The 18,411-nt window shown below is 71.4% G+C and carries 16 protein-coding genes; 8 read left to right on the forward strand and 8 right to left on the reverse strand.

The annotated features are described in order from the left end of the window. Positions 1-72 precede the first annotated feature (72 nt). Positions 73-609: a cyclopropane-fatty-acyl-phospholipid synthase family protein gene (locus tag J7E91_RS04295; protein WP_214899241.1), complete on the forward strand. Its 537-nt coding sequence runs from the start codon at positions 73-75 to the stop codon at positions 607-609. Positions 610-681: 72 nt separating this feature from the next. Here J7E91_RS04295 and J7E91_RS04300 read toward each other — a convergent pair whose 3' ends face one another. Beyond that, complete coding sequence (locus J7E91_RS04300; protein ID WP_214899242.1) at positions 682-1,542, reverse strand: lysozyme; 861 nt, start codon at positions 1,540-1,542, stop codon at positions 682-684. 219 nt (positions 1,543-1,761) lie between these two features. On the opposite strand from J7E91_RS04300, the gene J7E91_RS04305 reads away from it, so the two are divergent. Beyond that, the gene (locus J7E91_RS04305) at positions 1,762-2,256 is read left to right on the forward strand and encodes a MarR family winged helix-turn-helix transcriptional regulator (protein WP_051338425.1); all 495 of its coding nucleotides are present in this window, start codon (positions 1,762-1,764) and stop codon (positions 2,254-2,256) included. Positions 2,257-2,376: 120 nt separating this feature from the next. Here the strand turns inward: J7E91_RS04305 and J7E91_RS04310 are convergent, their stop codons facing one another. Beyond that, positions 2,377-3,159 carry a protein phosphatase 2C domain-containing protein gene (locus tag J7E91_RS04310; protein WP_214899244.1) on the reverse strand — a complete coding sequence of 261 codons (783 nt, stop codon included), beginning with the start codon at positions 3,157-3,159 and terminating at the stop codon, positions 2,377-2,379. A gap of 379 nt (positions 3,160-3,538) precedes the next feature. Between J7E91_RS04310 and J7E91_RS04315 the strand changes: the two genes are divergently transcribed. The 5 genes from J7E91_RS04315 to J7E91_RS04335 are packed head-to-tail and all read left to right on the forward strand — an operon-like array spanning position 3,539 to position 9,366. Continuing rightward, complete coding sequence (locus tag J7E91_RS04315) at positions 3,539-6,505, forward strand: nitrate- and nitrite sensing domain-containing protein (protein WP_374224618.1); 2,967 nt, start codon at positions 3,539-3,541, stop codon at positions 6,503-6,505. Continuing rightward, positions 6,502-6,987, forward strand: coding sequence for a roadblock/LC7 domain-containing protein (locus J7E91_RS04320; protein WP_214899248.1), 486 nt, complete (start codon positions 6,502-6,504; stop codon positions 6,985-6,987). The genes J7E91_RS04315 and J7E91_RS04320 overlap by 4 nt, the downstream gene beginning before the upstream one ends. Next, positions 6,984-7,394 carry a DUF742 domain-containing protein gene (locus J7E91_RS04325; protein ID WP_028813251.1) on the forward strand — a complete coding sequence of 137 codons (411 nt, stop codon included), beginning with the start codon at positions 6,984-6,986 and terminating at the stop codon, positions 7,392-7,394. Before J7E91_RS04320 ends, J7E91_RS04325 begins: the two co-directional genes overlap by 4 nt. Next, positions 7,375-8,082, forward strand: a complete 708-nt coding sequence (locus J7E91_RS04330) for an ATP/GTP-binding protein (RefSeq protein WP_374224619.1) — start codon at positions 7,375-7,377, stop codon at positions 8,080-8,082. Before J7E91_RS04325 ends, J7E91_RS04330 begins: the two co-directional genes overlap by 20 nt. 39 nt (positions 8,083-8,121) lie before the next feature. After that, positions 8,122-9,366 (forward strand): styrene monooxygenase/indole monooxygenase family protein, encoded by a 1,245-nt coding sequence (locus J7E91_RS04335; RefSeq protein ID WP_214899249.1) that lies wholly within the window; start codon positions 8,122-8,124, stop codon positions 9,364-9,366. 207 nt (positions 9,367-9,573) lie between these two features. Here J7E91_RS04335 and J7E91_RS04340 read toward each other — a convergent pair whose 3' ends face one another. The 6 genes from J7E91_RS04340 to J7E91_RS04365 all read right to left on the reverse strand — a co-directional run bounded on the left by J7E91_RS04340 (position 9,574) and on the right by J7E91_RS04365 (position 17,109). Next, the gene (locus J7E91_RS04340; protein ID WP_214899250.1) at positions 9,574-10,794 is read right to left on the reverse strand and encodes a C40 family peptidase; all 1,221 of its coding nucleotides are present in this window, start codon (positions 10,792-10,794) and stop codon (positions 9,574-9,576) included. Between the two features lie 257 nt (positions 10,795-11,051). Then, positions 11,052-11,819, reverse strand: coding sequence for a hypothetical protein (locus J7E91_RS04345; protein WP_214899251.1), 768 nt, complete (start codon positions 11,817-11,819; stop codon positions 11,052-11,054). Between the two features lie 229 nt (positions 11,820-12,048). Continuing rightward, positions 12,049-15,036, reverse strand: coding sequence for a PQQ-binding-like beta-propeller repeat protein (locus tag J7E91_RS04350; protein WP_214899252.1), 2,988 nt, complete (start codon positions 15,034-15,036; stop codon positions 12,049-12,051). Positions 15,037-15,120: 84 nt separating this feature from the next. Further along, positions 15,121-15,396: a hypothetical protein gene (locus J7E91_RS04355; protein ID WP_214899253.1), complete on the reverse strand. Its 276-nt coding sequence runs from the start codon at positions 15,394-15,396 to the stop codon at positions 15,121-15,123. Between the two features lie 25 nt (positions 15,397-15,421). Beyond that, positions 15,422-16,150: a TetR/AcrR family transcriptional regulator gene (locus J7E91_RS04360; protein WP_214899254.1), complete on the reverse strand. Its 729-nt coding sequence runs from the start codon at positions 16,148-16,150 to the stop codon at positions 15,422-15,424. Positions 16,151-16,179: 29 nt separating this feature from the next. After that, entirely contained in the window at positions 16,180-17,109 is a 930-nt protein-coding gene (locus J7E91_RS04365) for a diiron oxygenase (protein WP_214899256.1), read from the reverse strand. A 178-nt stretch (positions 17,110-17,287) separates the two neighbouring features. Between J7E91_RS04365 and J7E91_RS04370 the strand changes: the two genes are divergently transcribed. Next, on the forward strand, positions 17,288-18,391 hold the full coding sequence (locus tag J7E91_RS04370) for a ferritin-like domain-containing protein (RefSeq protein WP_214899258.1): 1,104 nt from the start codon (positions 17,288-17,290) through the stop codon (positions 18,389-18,391). Positions 18,392-18,411 lie beyond the last annotated feature (20 nt).

The raw sequence follows: 18,411 nt of genomic DNA on the forward strand, positions 1-18,411 counted from the left end.
CAGGTAATCGGATACAACGGAGATAGGACGCGAACGGTGGTGGAGGGGCGACGGTGAGGGCGAGGTGGCGGCATGGGCGTTCCGGAGCGGCTCACGGTGGCTGTCGACCTGCTCGACGTACGTCCCGACGATCGCGTACTGGAGATCGGCTCCGGGCGCGGTGTCGCCGCCGAGCTGATCCTCCAGCGCCTGCCGCGCGGCGAGCTCGTGGGGCTGGACCGCTCCGAGGTGGCTGTCGCGGCGGCGAGTGAGCGCAACGCCGATGCCGTGTCGGCGGGCAGGGCCGCGTTCCGCCACACCGCCCTCGCCGACGCCGACCCCCACTCGCTCGGCCGCTTCGACAAGATCCTCGCCGTTGACGTCAACGTCTTCTGGACCGGACCGGCCACCCGCGAGCTGGAGGCCGTCACCCGTCTGCTCCGTCCGTCGGGCAGCCTGGTGCTCTGTTACGCACCACCGGACCGCGCGCAGGTCACAAAGGTGAAGGGGCTGCTGCTCACGCACCTGAGCGACGCCGGTTTCATCGCCACCGCGACGACGCATCCGCTCGCCGGTGACTCGTCCCTGCTGGCCGTGGTCGCGACAGCCGCGCGGCTGTCGGCGGACTGACGGCGCGCGCATGGTCTCGCACCGGCCCCGCGGCGGCCCGCGGGACCGGGTTCTGGCTTCGGCTGTGGCCGGTCAGCCGTAGGCGAGGGCCTGGACGCGGTCGAGGGCGCCGTTGAACTTGTTGTGGTCGCCGACTATGGGGCCGGTGGAGGTGTACTGCCACATGGTCTGTACGCCCCAGCCGGCCGGGAGTTCGCCCACGGTCGTGTCGTAGCGGGCGATCCACAGGGGGTTGACGGAGCCGAAGCCGCCGTAGTTGCCGGTGCAGGTCTTCCACCAGCTGGTCGCCGTGTAGATGACGGCGTCGCGGCCGGTGCGGGCCTTGTAGGTGTTCAGGAAGTCGCGGATCCAGGCGACCATCCCGCTCTGCGTCTTGCCGTAGCACTGCGCGCCGTACGGGTTCCACTCGATGTCGAGCGCACCCGGCAGCGTCTTGCCGTCGCGGGACCAGCCGCCGCCGTTGTCGACGAAGTAGTTGGCCTGGTTGGCGCCGCTGGAGTCGTTGGGTGTCGCGAAGTGGTACGCGCCGCGGATCATGCCGACGTTGTACGAACCGTTGTACTGCTGGCCGAAGTACGGGTTCTTGTAGTAATTCCCCTCGGTGGCCTTCACGTAGGCCCATTTGACGCCGCTGGTCCACAGGGAGGACCAGTTGACGTTGCCCTGGTGGCTGCTGACGTCCACGCCCTCGGTCTGGGTGGCGCCGGTGTCGCGCGGCAGACCGCCCTGGCCGTCGTGCTGGATGACGCCCATGCCCATGTGGGCGGAGCCGCGTTCGGGCTTCTTGGCTGCGGTGGCGTCGGTGCCGGCGTCGGTGGCGGTGGCCGCGCCGGGGAGGGTGAGGAGGAGAGCGAGAGCGGAGAGGACGGAGAAGAGAATCCCGGCCGCCGCGGTGCGCGGGCGGCGGGCCGTTCCGGATCTGTGCACGGGCATTGCGTGCCTCCGAAAGGCTCGGTGGGGGATGCAGAAACAGGCTTGGGAGACCTGTCGACAAAGCCACTGGTGTGGACATGTCATGCATGAAGCTACGCACGTAGACAGGGGGGCGGAAGGGGGTCCGGATGCCGCCGTTGGTCTACTCCTGCGAAATACTGGCCGAGCTGCGGCAATGGACGCTGGTGAAAGAAATCTTCAGGGTGAGGAAAGCGCGCAATGAGTTCTGACGTGCACGGAAACGGAAGAGCGGATGACGGGCGCGTGGCGGAGGGGAGTGGTGTGGACCGCGAATTCCTCGCGCTGGAACGTGAATTGGCTGTGTTTCTGCGCCGGGCCCGGGCGTCTTCCGGCGACATGGCCCGCGAGGTCCACCCCGAGCTGGAGCCGGCGGCGTACGGGCTGCTCGTACGGCTCGACGAGGCGGACCGGCAGCGGGCCACGGAACTGGCCGCGTGGTTCGGCGTGGGCAAGGCGACGATGAGCCGCCAGCTACGGGCCCTGGAGGACCTCGGCCTGGTCACGCGCGAGCCCGACCCGGCCGACGGGCGGGCGTCGCTGGTCGCGCTCACCGAGGAGGGGCGGGCTCGCTTCCGGCGGGTGCGCGATGCGCGGCGTGCCCGGTACGTGCGCAAGCTGGCGGGCTGGGACCGGGCAGAGGTGGCGGAACTGGCGCGGCTGCTGCACCAGTTGAATGCGAGGGCGGAGGGCTGAGAGACCCCGCTTCGCCCGTAGGGCGTCCGGGGGGCCTGGGGACTTGCCCCCAGTGTCGGGAAGGGGAGGGGCGGGTAGGGGAACAGCGCCGCAGGCAACCGGCGCCCGCGCCCGCGCCCCTCACAGCTCCGCGTAAACCACCGCCGCGTCGTCGTGCCGCTTCCAGCGGCGTACCAGCGGGGTGGCCGCCTCCGCCCGCTCCAGCGCCCGCACGCGGTCGATCAGGCCCTGCGCGCCCTCCTTGCGCAGTACGCCCACACAGTCCCCCCAGTCCCCCTCCCCGAACATGTCCACCCACCGCGACGCCCCGTCGCTGAGCGCCGCCAGCGCCCGTACGTCCGACCGTGCAGTCACCCCCGTCACCGCCAGCCCGGCCACCGCCGGATCCGCTGCCGCCGTGAAGAACCCGCCCTCGGCGTTGCGCAGGGCGTCGGTCGCGGCGAGGGAGGCGAGTACCTCAGGGGGGACGCGGTCGAGGCGGTCGTCGAGTACCGCGCGCACCCCGCCGTCCGGGGACTCCAGCAGCAGTACCGAGTCCGACAGCACCAGGTGTTCGATCTCGTCCGCGTCCCAGCGCGCCAGGACCACCGTCGCCTGGGGCGTGCGCACGTGAGAAAGGTCACAGGTGTCGCGGTGGGCTTCGGCGGTGCGGCGAATGGCCTCCGCCAGGACCTCGGCAAGGCGCAAATCCCGCCGCGAAGCGGACAATTCGAGTAGCGCGCCACCGAGCCGGGCGGCGAACCACGGGACCGGATGGACGCACCCGTAATCGCCCGCCGGAGGCGTCACGCCGTCCAGCAGTACGAGCGCTCCACCCTGGCCGGCGGCAGGCAGGGCGACAGACGCCCAGTCCTCGTTGGGGCGTTCGGGGTCGCCGGGGGCCGTGGCCAGTTCGAAGCGCATGGGGCCAAGTCTGCCTGAGGCGGCGGCGCGCCGCCCGACGGCTCTCCTGCGATGCCCAGTTGGCCCGTGCCAGCAGGTGAGCACGGGTTTATGGGCGGAATGGGGCACTCCGCGAAGCTGCGGGGGCGCATCTTGCCAAAGGCTGGACGGAACTTCCAACCGGCGCTCCGCGCGCCCGCGAGACGATTCGGAACGGGAGTTGTTCGCCAACTCCTGATTGATGTTCACTCGTTCAGGTGGCGGAGCGCGTGATGCGCGGCTTCTTCCCAAAAGCACTGGAATGGTCTGAAGCCATTCCTGGGGTGGGGGCACACCCTTGTGTGACCAGTCGTCACCTCGGCCACGTGAGCAGACGAGCCAAGCAAGAATGCGAGCACCGGTGCAGAAAAAGCGGCCTCGGGGCGATAGCGGTAATGGCGAGCGGACCGAACGCACCGTACGGGTACGCAGTCGGCTGGTCGCCGGCGTGGCCGTCGTCGGCGTCACTGTTCTCGCCGCCGGTACGCCCGCCATCCTCAGCGCCTCCTCGGAACTCTCCGAATCCCAGCGTCTGGTCACCCTCGCCGAACTGAACCGGCAGGCAGTCACCCTCGCCCACTCCCTCGCCGACGAACGCGACGACGTCACCGCGTACATCGCGGCCGGACGCGGCGAAGGCGAAGGCACCGGCACCCGGGGCGGCGCCAAGAACAAGGGCCTCTCCGAGAGCCGCAGCGCCCGCGTCGACCGGCAGATGGACGAGATCGAGCTCGTGGCCCCTGCCGGCCTGCGCCGCGACCTGGCCAGGATCCCCGGCATCCGCCGGTCCGCCCTGACCGGCAAGGGCACGGCGCTGGAGGCCCACAAGGCGTACACCGAGGCGATCGAGAAGCTCCAGGACATCGCCGACGAGCTCGCCGACAAGACACCCCCGCGCGCCGCCGAGGCCACCCGCGCGCCCGCCGCGCTCGGTCAGGCCGTCGAGCAGGCCGCCGCCACCCGCGGGCTGCTGCTCGCCGCGCTGTCCGTTCCGCGTGAGAACACCGGCAACCGCATCGACCCCATCACCGGACTCCTCGTCCCGGCCGAGGAGGACCCGGACTCCGAGAGCGTCCGCACCCGCAACGCGCTCAGCGCCGCGGCCCAGCAGTCGCGCGTACGCGAACTCGCCGCGCTCGCCGACTTCGACCAGGCCGCCGGGCACGCCGCCCGCGAGTCCCTCAAGACCACCGTCACGGGGCCCGAGGTCAAGACCGCCGACCAGTTCCTCGCGCGCCTCACCGACCAGCCCCAGCTTTCCGACGACGAGCTGGCCACCGACCGTACGAAGGCCGAGGCCGCCCTGTCGGCCCGTATCGACCTGATGCGCGGCGTCGAGTCCTCCCTCGGCTCGGCGCAGGTGAACCGGCTCTCCCAGCTCCGCGACGACGACGTCACCGCGCTGGAGATCCGGATCGCCCTGGCCGGCGCCTGCCTGCTGATCGCCGTCGGCGTCAGCACAGCCGTCGCCCGTACGCTCACCCAGCCGCTGGCAGTGCTGCGCCTCGGCGCCGCGCGGCTGGCCGCCGAACCGCAGGCCGCGGGCGAGACCGTCGAGCCGGTCCGCTACAACGGACGCAACGACGAGTTCGCCCAGGTCGTACGCTCCCTCAACACGCTCCACGGCAGGCTCGCCGAGATCGGCGCCCGCGCGGAGAAGCTCTCCGGCGACCGTACGCACCTGATCGGCCAGCGCGAGACCCTCGCCACCCAGCGCGCCGAGCTCCAGGAGCAGCTCGCCGAGGCCGCCACGCAGCTGGAGCGGATGCGCCACACCGTCAACTCCACCTTCGTCAACCTCTCGCTGCGCACGCTGGGCGTCGTCGAGCGCCAGCTCGGAGTCATCGAGAGCCTGGAGGAGCGCGAGCAGGACCCGGAGCGCCTCGCGACCCTCTTCAAGCTCGACCACATGGCCACCGTCATGCGCCGCCACGGCGAGAACCTGCTGGTCCTGGCCGGTACGGAGCACGGGCAGGGGCAGCAGGCCCCGGTGCCGCTCGTCGACGTACTGCGCGCGGCCGTCAGTGAGATCGAGCGGTACGAGCGGGTGGCCATCCAGTCGATCCCGCCGCACGCCCAGGTCGCGGGCTTCGCCGCCAACGACCTCAGCCACCTCCTCGCGGAACTCCTGGAGAACGCCACCGCGTTCTCCCCGCCGGACGCCAAGGTCGAGCTCTCGGGCTGGCTCCTGGAGAGCGGCGAGGTCATGCTCTCCGTACAGGACGAGGGCATCGGCGTACCGCCGGACCGGCTCACGGAGCTGAACGCGCGACTGGCCGCACCGGGTTCGTACGAGCCGGGCGACGGCACCGACGGTGGCATCGGCCTGCACGTGGCCGCGCTCCTGGCGGCACGGCACGGCGTACGGGTGACGCTGCGTGAGCAGAAGCAGGGCGGCATCGCCGCGGTCGTCGTACTGCCCGACGCGCTGCTGCCTTCCGCGCCGCCGGCGGCCGCGCCGCCCGCGGTGCCGGTGGCGGGGGACGCGCCCACGCTGAACCTGCCCGGCTCGGTCGCGGAGGCGAACTCCAACGCGCTGCCGGGGCGTTCGGACGCGGTGCTCAACGACCGGATGCGGCGGGAGGGTCTGAAGGACCCGCTGGTGGAGGCGGCCGAGCGGACGATCCGTGAGGACACGGAGCAGTCGCAGCAGGACCCCGAGCCGGCGGTGGCCGAGGCCGACGAGTCGACCCAGCCGGCGGACGACGCCGAGCCGGCGGAGCCCGCCGAGCCGACGGAGCCCGCCGAGCCGACGGAGCCCGCCGAGCCGACTGAGCCGGCCGAGGCCGCAGCGCCCCTCGCGCGCATCGAGTCCGCTGCGACGCCGACGCCGACGCCGCCCCCCGGCCCGTACGCCATCGGTCCCGACGCACATGAACGCGCCGCCGACGGGAACGCGGACACCGAGGCGCCGGTCGACGCATCGACCTGGGCCATGCGGCTGCCCAAGCAGTCCGCCGCACCCGAAGGCGAGATGGACGCGGGCCCGGAGGCGGACACCGACACCGACACCGACGACACCTCCGAGCCGCCCGCCCCCACCAGGACAAGGGTGGAGCCGGTCACCGACAAGGGGCTGCCCAAGCGCACCCCCAAGGTCGTCAAGTCGGGCCCCGCGGAGCCCGAGGAGCGCTCCGCCGCCGTCGACGCGGACGACCTGCGGCGCCGGCTCGGCGGCTTCCACCAGGGCGCGGTCAAGGGCCGCCGCGACGTCGAGGCAGAGATTTCATCCGACGGGGACCGTACAGAGACCGCGACAGAGAGCGCGACAGACAACGAGACCGAGACCACTACCGAGGGGGACACAGTTGAGGAGGCACGCAGTTGACTGCGTCCAGCACGTTCGGGCTGAGTAGCGAAGCCCGTAATCTCCAATGGCTGTTGAGCAATCTCGTCGACGAAGTGCCGGGTCTCCTCTCGGTCGCCGTCGTGTCCTCCGACGGGCTGCTCCTCCTGTCCTCAGACCCTGGGCAGAACGTCGGACCGGCCGCCCCTTCCGTCCGCCAGGACGGCCCGAAGGGTTCGAGCGCCGACCTGGCGACCATCGTCTCGGGACTCGCCAGCCTCACCGAGGGCGCGGCGAAGCTGATGGACGGCGGCGGCGTCAAGCAGACGATGATCGCGATGGAGTCGGGCAGTCTCTTCGTCATGTCGATCAGCGACGGCTCGCTGCTCGGCGTGCACGGATCGGCGGACTGCGACATGAGCGTCGTGGCGTACCACATGGCGCTCTTCGTCGGCCGCGCCGGCCACGTCCTCACCCCCGAACTCCGCAGTGAGCTGCGCAAATCGCTGGAGAGCGCCCTGTGACGCCGCCCCCCACCCCCTCCAAACTGCCGGTACGGGGCGACGGCCGCAGGCCCGCCCGCGTACGCCCGTACTCGCTCACCGGCGGCCGCACCCGCTTCACGCACGTCCTGCTCGTCGAGACGTTCGTGGCGGCGATCGAGGCGCCCGAGGAGCGGCGCGAGCTGACCAACGGCGGCCTCCAGACGCGCGTCATGCCGGAGCTGCGGGCCATCGTCGAGCTGTGCCGCCGTATGCGTACGGTCGCGGAGATCTCCGCACTGCTGAAGATGCCACTGGGCGTGGTCCGCGTGCTGCTCAGCGACTTGGCCGACCAGGGAAAGATCCGTGTGTACGGGACCGGGCACGCCCCCGGCCAGCCGAACCGCGCGCTGCTCGAAAGGGTGCTGAGTGGACTCCGTCGTCTCTGAGACCGGTACCGGGACCCGGACCGTCGATGCCCGCGCCACCGGGCACACACCGCCGGTCCCCGCCCAGCCGCAGGTACCCCTGTCGGCCCTCCCGCCCGAGGCGGACGAAGGCGCCCGTGACTGGCAGACCGACCGCACGCGGGCCCCGATAGCCACCAAGATCGTGGTGGCGGGCGGCTTCGGCGTCGGCAAGACCACGTTCGTCGGCTCGGTCTCCGAGATCACCCCGCTCAAGACCGAGGCGGTGATGACCACCGCGAGCGAGGGGACCGACGATCTCACCGCCACGCCGGACAAGACCACCACGACCGTCGCGATGGACTTCGGGCGCGTCACCCTCGACGACGACCTCGTGCTGTACGTCTTCGGAACGCCCGGCCAGCAGCGGTTCTGGTTCATGTGGGACGACCTGGTGCGCGGCGCGATCGGTGCGGTCGTCATGGCTGACACCCGCCGTCTGTCGGACTGCTTCCCCGCGCTCGACTACTTCGAGAGCTGCGGGCTGCCGTACATCGTCGCCGTCAACCACTTCGAGGGAACGGCGGCGTATGAGGCCGAGGACGTCAGGGAAGCCCTGACAGTGCCGCCGCACGTACCGGTTGTGATCATGGACGCGCGCAAGCGGATCACGGTGGTCGAGTCGCTGCTCGCCCTCGTCGCCCACGCGCTCACCACCACGCCCGAATAGCGCGTACCCCCGAACAGCTACTCAACGGAGAATCCCGTCATGCGGAAGATACTCATAGTCGGAGCCGGACAGTCCGGTCTCCAGCTCGCCCTCGGACTCCAGACCCGCGGGTACGAGGTCACCCTGATGTCCAACCGCACGGCGGACGAGATCCGGTCGGGCCGGGTCATGTCGACGCAGTGCATGTTCCACACCGCCCTCCAGCACGAGCGCGACCTCCAGATCAACTTCTGGGAGTCGCAGGCCCCGAAGATCGAGGGCCTCGGCGTCTCCGTCGCCGCCCCCGACTCTTCCCGCGCCATCGACTGGGTCGGAAAGCTCGACGGTTACGCCCAGTCCGTCGACCAGCGCGTGAAGATGGCCGGCTGGATGGAGACGTTCGCGCAGCGCGGCGGGCAGCTCGTCATTCACGGTGCGGCCGTCTCCGACCTCGACTACTTCTCGCGTACGTACGACCTGGTCATGGTGTCGGCGGGCAAGGGCGAGCTGGTCTCGATGTTCGGCCGCGACGCGTCGCGTTCGCCGTACGACGCCCCGCAGCGCGCACTCGCCGTGGCGTACGTCCACGGGCTCGGCCCGCGCCCCGAGCACCCGGAGTTCGACGCGGTCCGCTGCAACCTGGTGCCGGGCGTCGGCGAGCTGTTCGTCATGCCGACGCTCACCACGTCCGGCCGCGCGGACATCCTCTTCTGGGAAGGCATCCCGGGCGGCCCTGTGGACGCGTTCAAGGGCGTCAAGGACCCGGCCGAGCACCTGTCCCTCACCCTGGAACTGATGGAGAAGTTCCTGCCGTGGGAGTACGCCCGCGCGACGAAGGTCGAACTGACCGACGCGAACGGGACGCTGGCGGGGCGGTACGCCCCGACCGTGCGCAACCCCATCGGGCGGCTGCCGGGCGGTGGGCTGGTGCTGGGCGTCGCGGACGTGGTGGTCGCGAACGACCCGGTCACGGGCCAGGGCTCCAACTCCGCCTCCAAGTGCGCGGCGTCGTACCTCGCGTCGATCACGTCGCACGGTGACCAGCCGTTCGACGAGGCGTGGATGCAGTCCACGTTCGACCGGTACTGGGACACCGCGCAGCACGTCACCAAGTGGACGAACGCGATGCTGGGCGTTCCGCCGGAGCACGTGCTGAACCTGATCGGTGCGGCGGGCGGCCTCCAGCCGGTGGCCGACCGGTTCGCGAACGGCTTCAACGACCCGTCGGACTTCGAGAACTTCTTCTACGACCCGGAGAAGACGGCGGCGTACCTGGCGGAGGTCGGGGCGTCGGCGGGGGCGTAGCTTTCGGACGGGTGCGGGTGCGGTTGCCTGCGGCGCTTTTCCCCTACCCGCCCCCTTCCCGAAACTGGGGGCCGGCCCCCAGACCCCCGGACGCCCTGCGGGCGTGTCCTCAAGCGCCGGACGGGCTGGGGCAGCGCCCCACGCGGCGCAGACGCACATGTCACGGCTGGGGAGGGGCGGGGCGGCGCGGGGAGAAGCCCCGCAGGGCTATACCCCCGGTGCGGACTCCGACTCGTACCCCGAGTCCGAGCCTGTCGACGCGTCGCGTGGGAGCTTCGGCGGGGTGTAGGACGGGAGTGGCTTCAGTTGCGGGTCCGGGCGGACCGCGCCCAGCAGAGGGTTCGCCGCGATCGGGGAGACCTTTACGCGGGCGCCGGGACGCGGGGCCTGGACGACCAGGCCCTTGCCGAGGTAGATCGCCACATGCGTCGCCTTGGGGAAGTAGATCACCAGGTCACCCGGACGCAGATCCGGCAACGCCACCTTCGGCAGCTGCCGCCACTGCTCCTGACTCGTCCGCGGAATCTCCCGCCCCGCGTGCGCCCACGCCTGCGAGGTGAGCCCCGAGCAGTCGAAGGAGCCCGGCCCCTCCGCACCCCACACGTACGGTTTCCCGATCTGCCGTACGGCGTACTCCAGCGCCCGGCCCCCCAGCCGCGACGGCGCCCGCACAGCGGCCGAGCCGGGGTTGCCGAGCGCGCCGGAGGTGAGCAGGTCGCGCTGGGCCGCGCCGGTCCTGCGTTCCTCGAGCCGCGCCAGATCGGTCAGCTGTTCCTCGGTCAGCGACGCCAGCAACGTCTGGACCTCCCCCAGCCGCGCCCGCACCGCGTCGCGCTGCCTCTTCTGCTTCCTGGCGAGCGTCTGCCGTTTGTCGAGCGCGGACCGTTCCCTGGTCGCCAGCTCGTCCGCCCGCCGCTCGCCGCCCTCCAGCCGCGCGATCGTCGCCGCCCGGACGTCCGCCGCCCGTTGGAGTACGTGGCCCTGCGTCAGCGCGTGCTGCGGGTCCCTCGCCAGCAGGAGCCGCAGGTACGGGGAGAGGCCGCTCAGCCCCTGGTACTGCTCGCGCGCCAGCCTGCCCGCCGCGGCCCGGCTGTCGGCGAGCGCGATCCTCGCCCTGGACAGGCCCGCGGTCACCTTCTTCACCTCGCCCAGCTGCTTCTTGACGGACTCCTCCGTCGCCTTGTACGTCTCACTGGCCTCTTCGGCCCGCTGATACAGCCTCTGGAGCTCCGTCAGCAGCTCAGCGACGGTCGCCTTCCCGGGCGCGCGAAGCGCCACGGGTGGCGCGGGAGCGGGGGACGGTGGGGAGGGAGGAAGAGGGGTGGGTGCGCCCGGTACCGCCGCGGTGGCTGGGGCCGGCAGTGCCGTGAGCACAGTGGCGGCGGCCAGCGCCACCGTACAGACGGACTTGGCGAGCCTGCCTGACACGTCATCACCTCCGGTTCGCGGCCGGGCGGTCCGGCCCCCATAGGTGATGATGTGCGGCGGCGTCGGGACGGTGAGCGGGTGACTGGGCGGGTTGGGCCAACGCCGTCACCCGTCGAGGGGCAAAGCGGGGAGCGTCCGGCGTGGCTGCCGGAATCCGGCACGGGACGGGAACGGGGACGGGAGGGGAGCGGAAAGGCGCGACCCCGCCCCTCGGCGAGGGGGACGGGGTCGCGCGGGTTCGGCTGTGGAGCGATGGCTCAGCCGAGCTTGGCCAGCTGCGCCTCGATGGCGTCCTTCGGCTGCTCCGACTTGCCCGCGAAGCTCTGCGCGAAGAAGGAGACGACCGTGTTGCCCTTGCGCACGGTCACCAGCTGGGCCGAGCCGGTCTCGCCCTCCAGGTCGGTCGTCAGGGTGAAGGCGACCGCCTCGTCACCGCCGGTGTAGGAGGCCGGGGTGACCTTCGTGTACTTCATCTTGTCCGGGCCGGCGGTCGTGGTGAAGCCGTCGGCGCATGCCTTGCCGGCGGCGCGCAGCCCGGCGAGGGCCTCCTGGGCGCTCTTGCCGTCGTACGAGCCGAGGGTGTCCGTCATGATCACCGCGCCGCCGAGGGCTTCCAGGCCGGCCTTCAGCTTGTCCTCGGGCGAAGCGTCCTTGCCCGGCTTCTCGGGCATGGTGGAGACCCTGCGTACGGAGGTCGCGGCGGGCGAGCCCAGGGGCCGCATCCATGTGGCGTCGAGGAGCGGCTTGCAGTCGGCCTTGTCGGTGGTGGCGATTTTCGACGCGGCGAGGTCCGCCTTCAACGGCTTGATGACCTTGTGGTTCTTCGCGTCACCGTCCGCCAGGATGAGCTTGTCCAGCTCAGCCTGCGACAGGGCCTTCGCGGCGGGCTCGGCGGCCGCGCTGTCCTTGCCCTTCGCCTCGGAGCCGGCATCGGCGGACTTGTCGGCTCCGCAGGCGCTGACGAGCAGGGCCAGCGAGAGCGCGGAGGCGGCGACGGCGGTACGGCGGACAGTGGTGCGGCGCATGGAAAGGCATTCCTCTGGTTCGACGAATTCGGTGAACGACGTTCGCCCCGCGCGAAGTTCACCGTCCGGTGACACGCGGAATCTGTTATGACCAGTGAACTTACGGCCTGCGTCGACCTGATGATCAACAAATTGGGCCCGCCGTGACGATTGTGACGCCTGTGCAATCCCAGAGGCATGCAATCGAAACGCGTTTCAGTACAACCCTTGCCCGCTTGCCCGCTTGCCCTCAGCCGAGCGGCAGCGCGTAGAAATTGCGGCCTCGCCACAGCACGGCCCTGCTGCCTGATGTCAGTGCCCGGTACGAGGCGCCGACGGTCTCGTCCTCGTCCTTCGCGCCCGGCGCCGTGACGCCGGAGTCCTGGAACTTCCACAGCCGCTGCCCGTCGCGCGCGCCGATCGCGGTGGCCTGCGTCGCGTCGAGTGCGAAGACGGTACGGCCGCTGCCGCTGAGGGAGACCCGGGGGGTGGACCCGCCGGGGTACTCGGTGGCGCGCTTCCACTGCTGGGCGCCGGATGCCGTTTCGACGGCGTACACCTCGTCGTGGCCGCTGGGGACGTACAGCGTCTTGTCGCGTACGACGCCGGGGCCGAAGCCGAAGGGGGCGTCGCCGGCGGGGCCCGAGGCGTCCTTGAGCTGCCAGAGCTTCTTGCCGCTGCGGGTGTCGTACGCCTGGAGGTTTCCGTCCACCGCCGCGTAGAGCCGGCCGGAGGGGTCGTCCGTGACCCCCGCGTCGGGGCGTACGCCGGGGAAGAACTTGCGCCACAGTGTCTTGCCGGTCCTGCGGTCGATGAGGATGAACGCCGACTTGCCCTTCGCCTTCTTCTTCTGCTCCGCGGTGAGGGAGCCGGTGTCCTGGCGGATGAGCAGGCTGCCGGGGCGGATACCGACCGCCTCGTAGCGGGGGACGGGGCCGGGGCGGCCGTTCGGCATCTCGGTCCGCCACAGCTCCGTGCGTGCGGCCATGTCGTACGCGAAGAGGTAGGTTCGCGTACGCGTCACCTTGTCCTTCTTCCCGCCCAGCGTCTCGACCCTCCCGGCGAACCAGACGACGGGGCCGTCCGCCGCCACCCTCCCGCCCAGCGTGGCCCGGGTGTCCTTCCGGCCCTTCGTCAGGAGGGGCGCGTACGCCGCACGGTGCCTGACCAGCCCGTCCTTCGCGGACAGCCAGAGGAAGTCGGTGGAGGTGACGACGAAGCAGTGAGTGCTGTCGGCGGCCTCGGGGCCGTACGTCGTACCGGCGGCCTTCTGCTCCCACAGCCGGCGGCCGGTACGCGCGTCCAGCGCGGTCGTCAGTTCCTCGCCGGGGATCAGGAGCACCTGGTCGCGCCAGAGGCGGGCGGGTGGGCCGTCGGCCGCGAGGGCTACGGGGTGCTGGTAGTGCCAGAGCGGGTCGGGGGCGACGCCTGGCAGTGGCTTGCGGCGGGCGGCGGGCTTGGCGTCGTCCGTCCGGGGCGGGGGCGCCTCGTCGTCGCCGCCGGAGAGGGCGAGCACTCCGCCGCCACCGACCAGCAGGCCCGCGGCTCCCGCCGCGATCCCGGTGAAGAGGCCACGCCTGCTGAGCTGTTCGCCGACACGGTGGGGGGAGGGGCCGGCGGGCGGCATTGGCGCGGGCCGAGGGGGCTGGGCGGGGCCGGTGGGGCCGGTGGGGCCGGTGGGGCCGGTGGCCGGCGGGAGGGTAAGTGCGGCGGCGGGGTGCGACAGGGGAGGCGGTGCGGGCACGAGTGCCCCCGCGCCTCCGGCGCTCTGAGCCTCCCCGACCGGTTGCCCGACCGGCTGCCCGGCGGCCTGCCCAGGCGGTGGCCCTTCCGCCGGGAGGCCCGCCCCGCGCCGCGTCACGAGACGCCGGGTTACGCCGCTGAGGTCTTCGGTGGGGTCATCGGCCCCGCGCCGTGTCACGAGACGCCGCGTCAGCCCGCCTTCGACGTCTGCGGCACCGGTGGGCCCTGCGGGGCTTTCCCCTACCCGCCCCTTCCCGTAACCGGGGGCAGGCCCCCAGCCCCCCGGACGCCCTTCGGGCGTGTCCTCAATCGCCGGACGGGCTTGATTTCCCTCGGCAGGTACTGGATGGTCACCGGTCGTGGGTGGCTCGACGAGCGCCGGGCGGGCTTGGTTTTCTCTGGCGGTTGCCGGGTTGTCGCCGTTCGCCGGTGGGCTGATGCGCGCCGGGCGCGCTTGATCAGTCGCCTCGGGGGCGGTTGCCCCGTGGGCGTGACGTGCTGCTGGAGCAGTGGGCTCTTGCAGCCCGTCCGGCGTTTGAGGACCGGGGTCCGGGGCGGAGCTCCGGTTGGGGGAAGGGGCGACCAGGGGAACAGGGCTCTGCGCCCCCGCCCCCGCCCCCGCGCTCGCCGCCTGGTCCGCCAGCGCCGCTACCAGGTCGCCCGGCAGCCAGCCGGGGCGGGCCAGAGCCGCCGCGCCCTCCAGGGCCAGTTCCGCTGCCAGGGTGCCGGGGGCCGGGCGGTCGGCCGGGGACTTGGCCAGGCAGCGGGCGATCAGCGTGCGCAATTCGGCCGGTACCGCCGCGAGTTCCGGCTCCGCGTGCGCGATACGGTCGGCGGCGTCGGCCTGCGGGCCCGCCGCCCACGGGGTCGCACCGGTGGCGGCGTACGCCAGGAGCAGGCCGAGGACGAAGAGGTCGGACGCGGGGCCGGGCTCCCGCCCCGCCAGCTGCTCCGGGGTCAGGTAGCCGAGACGTACGGACAACTGGCCACCCGGGCCCGCTTCGGCGGCCGCCGCGGCGCCCAGCGCACCGAACGCCGTCAGTCGCGGGCCGTCGGCGGCCAGCAGCACGGTGTCGGCCGCGAGGCCGTGGAGTACGGCGCCGGTGGCGTGCACCCGGGACAGGGTCTCGGCGAGCGCGGCGCCCAGGACGCGTACGGTCGGCTCAGGCAGCGGCCCGGCCAGTGCGACGGCCTCGGCGAGGTTCAGCGCGGGTACGTAGTCGGTCGCCGTCCACAGGTCGGGGCCGTCGGTGCGGGACGCGAGCGGGGTCTGCACCCAGCCGCCGGCCAGCCGTTCGGCCGTCTGCGCCTCGGTCTGGAAGCGGCGGCGGAACGCGGGCAGGCCGGCCAGTTCCGGCCGGGCCACCGCGACCACGGCCGTCGTACCGTCGGGTCCGTGCGCCAGGTACTGCACGGCGCTCGCCGTCTCGCGCAGGCGCAACAGCAGGGCGTACGGCCCGATTCGGCGTGGATCGTCCTGACGCAGCGCCTCCAAGGCGCACCCCCTGTGATCACCGTGGTCACCGTGCCGGGGCCGCTCCTTCGGTCGCGGCGGCCACGTCCGGCACAACCGCCGATCTTATGGGGTGGTGTCCGGTTTCGACCAGGGCCACCTGGGCCGGTGGCGCTCGCGGCCGCCGGGCGCGTACTCGTACTTCCAGCCGCGCTGGAGCCCCAGCCGCTTGCTGTACCCGGCGGGAACGCGCAGGTACGCGTGCACGGTCGGCGGCCCGCCGTCGTCGTCCGGCACGGGCACCTCGTACCACTTCGGCGGGTGTCCGGTCGGCCCGACGAGGACCGGCAGCACCCGCCCGTCCAGGGGGCCGCCCACGAAGGGCGTGTTCTCGCTTCTCACCCCGCCAGTCTCGCAGGGCCGGAGGTCACAGGAGGTGCGCCGCTTCCGCGATCACCGGGATCACCCGCCGCGCCAGCACCCCCGCCGGGCCGTCCGCCGTCTCCGTCGCCAGCGCCGCGCGCGTCACGACCGCTGTCTGCGGGTCCGTCGCCGCGGTCACGGTCAGCAGCGCGATGAAGTGGTCGACCAGCCAGTCCCGCAGCTCGCCGGCCGGCGGCTGCTTGTCCTCGTCCAGCCAGATGAGGGAGGCCGCCTCGACGGCCGTGATCCAGGTGCGGACCATCATCCGCAGCCGCGGCCCGGCCGTCCCCGCGACGCCGAGGTGCGTCAGGATCTGCTCGGCCGCGGCCCGCCGCACCCCGTCGACGGTCGCGGTCGTACGGGAGGTCTCGGCGACGCTGCCGCCCTGGAGCAGTGCGCTGAACCCCGCGTCGTGCTGGTCGACGAACGTGAGGTAGCGGTCGAGGGCGCGGGTGAGCCGCCGGGTGACCGGACCCGTCTGCGGTTCGGCGAAGCACAGCTTCAGCTCGTCGGCGGCGGAGCCGAGCGCGGCCTCGTACAACTGCTGCTTGCCGCCCGGGAAGTAGCGGTACACGAGTGGCCGTGACACCCCCGCCGCCTCCGCCACGTCGTCCAGCGAGACGTCCTCGGGCGCCCGGTGCGCGAAGAGGGACAGCGCGGCGCCGAGGAGCTGCCTGCGACGCTCCTCGACGCTGAGTCTGCGGTACGCGGGTGTCGTCGCTGCCGGGGTCATGTCGGCAGCGTAGCCCCACATTTGACCGTTTACGCGAGGAGTCCCGAGCTCTTCCAGAGCCTGCGACCGACGCCCTGGAGTACACCGATGTCGTCCAGGAAGTCGGTGAGCCGCTTCGCGCCGTTCTGCATGACCTCCGTGCGGTGGCCGCTCGCCTTGACCTGGGCGACGGCCTCGCGGCGGTCGAGGCCGACGTTCTCGTACACCTTCGGGTTGACGAAGCACGTCGAGAAGACGCGGGCCGCCTCGCCGCAGCTCACCCGGGTCAGCTCACGCTCCCAGGCGGGCGCGGTCACCATCTGGCGGCGCAGCTCCTCGCGGGCGTACCGGACATGGCGTGCCTCCTCGACCACGTGGATGCGGGTCACGCCGCGCACGAGGGTCTGGACGCGCTCGTCCGGGAACGTCAGCCGCTGCATCCAGTCGAGGATCTCCTCACCGAGGAGTGTGGCCGCGAAGGACCCGGGCGTGGTCGAGACGGTCTTCAGGACGCGGGCGAGGTTGTGGTAGAGCCGCGGCACCGGGTACGAGGGCGCGCCGCCCTTCTGGATCATCTTGGCGAACATCATCGAGTGCCGGCACTCGTCGGCTATCTCGGTGAGCGCGTAGCGCACGTGGTTGCTGGTCACGGACTTGTCGTAGATGTGCCTGACCAGCAGCTGCATCAGGATGATCTCGAACCAGATGCCGAGGGACGCGAGCGACGCGGCCTCGTGCCTGGCCAGGTCCATGCGCTGCTCCTCGGACATCTTCCGCCAGAGCGGAGTGTCGTAGAGCGATACGAGCTCGGGCGGCCAGAACCACTTGCCTTCCTCGACGGGGGCGGCCCAGTCGAGTTCCGTCTCAGGGTCGAAGGAGTGCTTGGCGGACGACTCCAACAGGCGCTCGGCGACCTGCTCACGGTCCTTGAGGAGGCCGAGTGCGTCCCTGAGTACGTCGCGTTCGGTCACTGTCGTCATGGCGGGGGGCACCTCACGGGCTGGGTTACCGGGGGTCACAGCTGTGTTCAGGTCTTATGAGACTGCTTGTCAGCAAGGCAGTCAATCCCTTGCGCACGACTTGTTGACCCGTCGTCTATCAACGTGTGAGTCTGCCAACTGTCCAATGTCTCAAGGGATATGCGGCAAGGAGGCGTCAGTGTCGACGCACGAGCTCTACATAAATGCCCCGTCGGACCCCCTCTGGCAGGTGCCGGCCTCCGGCGCCGCGCGCTTCAGCTGGGAGTACGACGAAGGGCGCGCCCGCCTCCTCGCGCTCTACCAGAAGGGCAAGGACAAGCAGTGGGACGGTGCGACCCGCATCGACTGGGACATCGAGGTCGACCCGTACGACCCGCTCGGCACCCCCGACGAGGCGCTCAACCTCTACGGCACCCGCCACTGGGCGAAGATGACCGAGAAGGACAAGGGCGACCTGCGCCGGCACTACTCCTCCTGGCAGTTCAGCCAGTTCCTGCACGGCGAGCAGGGCGCGATGGTGTGCGCGGCCCGCATCGTCGAGTCGGTCCCCGACCTCGACGCGAAGCTGTACTCCGCCACCCAGACCATGGACGAGGCCCGGCACGCGGAGATCTACAGCCGCTTCCTGCACGAGAAGGTCGGGATGCTCTACCCGGTCAACGACAGCCTCCAGGGCCTGCTGGGCGACACCCTCCGCGACTCCCGCTGGGACATGCCGTACCTCGGCATGCAGGTCCTCATCGAGGGCCTCGCCCTTGCCGCGTTCGGCATGATCCGCGACACCACCGACAAACCGCTGCCGAAGCAGATCCTCGCGTACGTCATGCAGGACGAGGCCAGGCACGTGGCCTTCGGCCGGATGGCGCTGCGCGACTACTACAAGCAGCTGTCCGACGCGGAACTGCGTGAGCGCGAGGAGTTCGTCATCGAGGGCTGCTACCTGATGCGCGACCGGCTGCGCGGCGTCGAGGTGCTGGAGAACTTCGGCGTATCGAAGAAGGAGGCGGAGGAGTACACGGAGCAGTCCGAATTCCTGCACCTCTTCCGCAAGCTCCTCTTCAGCCGCATCGTGCCCTGCGTCAAGGACATCGGCCTGTGGGGCCCACGCCTCCAGAAGGCATACCTGGACATGGGCGTCTTCGAGATGGGCGACTCCAACCTGGACCTCCTCATGACCCAGGACGAGGAAATCGCGGAAGCACTCGACAGGCAACGCTTCGAGGCGGAGGACGCGGCACGGGTGGCGGAGATCGAGAAGGCGATCGCGGAGGGCGCGGCCTGATCGGGTGGGCGGAGCATGAC

Origin of the sequence: Streptomyces sp. ISL-99, assembly GCF_018614005.1 — a bacterium.
Lineage (GTDB): Bacteria > Actinomycetota > Actinomycetes > Streptomycetales > Streptomycetaceae > Streptomyces > Streptomyces flavidovirens.

Bases quoted from the DNA above. Each gene is read 5' to 3' on its own strand.
- J7E91_RS04310 (WP_214899244.1), bottom strand. From the start codon at position 3,159: ATGCGCTTCGAACTGGCCACGGCCCCCGGCGACCCCGAACGCCCCAAC.
- J7E91_RS04295 (WP_214899241.1), top strand. From the start codon at position 73: ATGGGCGTTCCGGAGCGGCTCACGGTGGCTGTCGACCTGCTCGACGTA.
- J7E91_RS04360 (WP_214899254.1), bottom strand. From the start codon at position 16,150: ATGACCCCGGCAGCGACGACACCCGCGTACCGCAGACTCAGCGTCGAG.
- J7E91_RS04300 (WP_214899242.1), bottom strand. From the start codon at position 1,542: ATGCCCGTGCACAGATCCGGAACGGCCCGCCGCCCGCGCACCGCGGCG.
- J7E91_RS04345 (WP_214899251.1), bottom strand. From the start codon at position 11,819: ATGCGCCGCACCACTGTCCGCCGTACCGCCGTCGCCGCCTCCGCGCTC.
- J7E91_RS04335 (WP_214899249.1), top strand. From the start codon at position 8,122: ATGCGGAAGATACTCATAGTCGGAGCCGGACAGTCCGGTCTCCAGCTC.
- J7E91_RS04365 (WP_214899256.1), bottom strand. From the start codon at position 17,109: ATGACGACAGTGACCGAACGCGACGTACTCAGGGACGCACTCGGCCTC.
- J7E91_RS04305 (WP_051338425.1), top strand. From the start codon at position 1,762: ATGAGTTCTGACGTGCACGGAAACGGAAGAGCGGATGACGGGCGCGTG.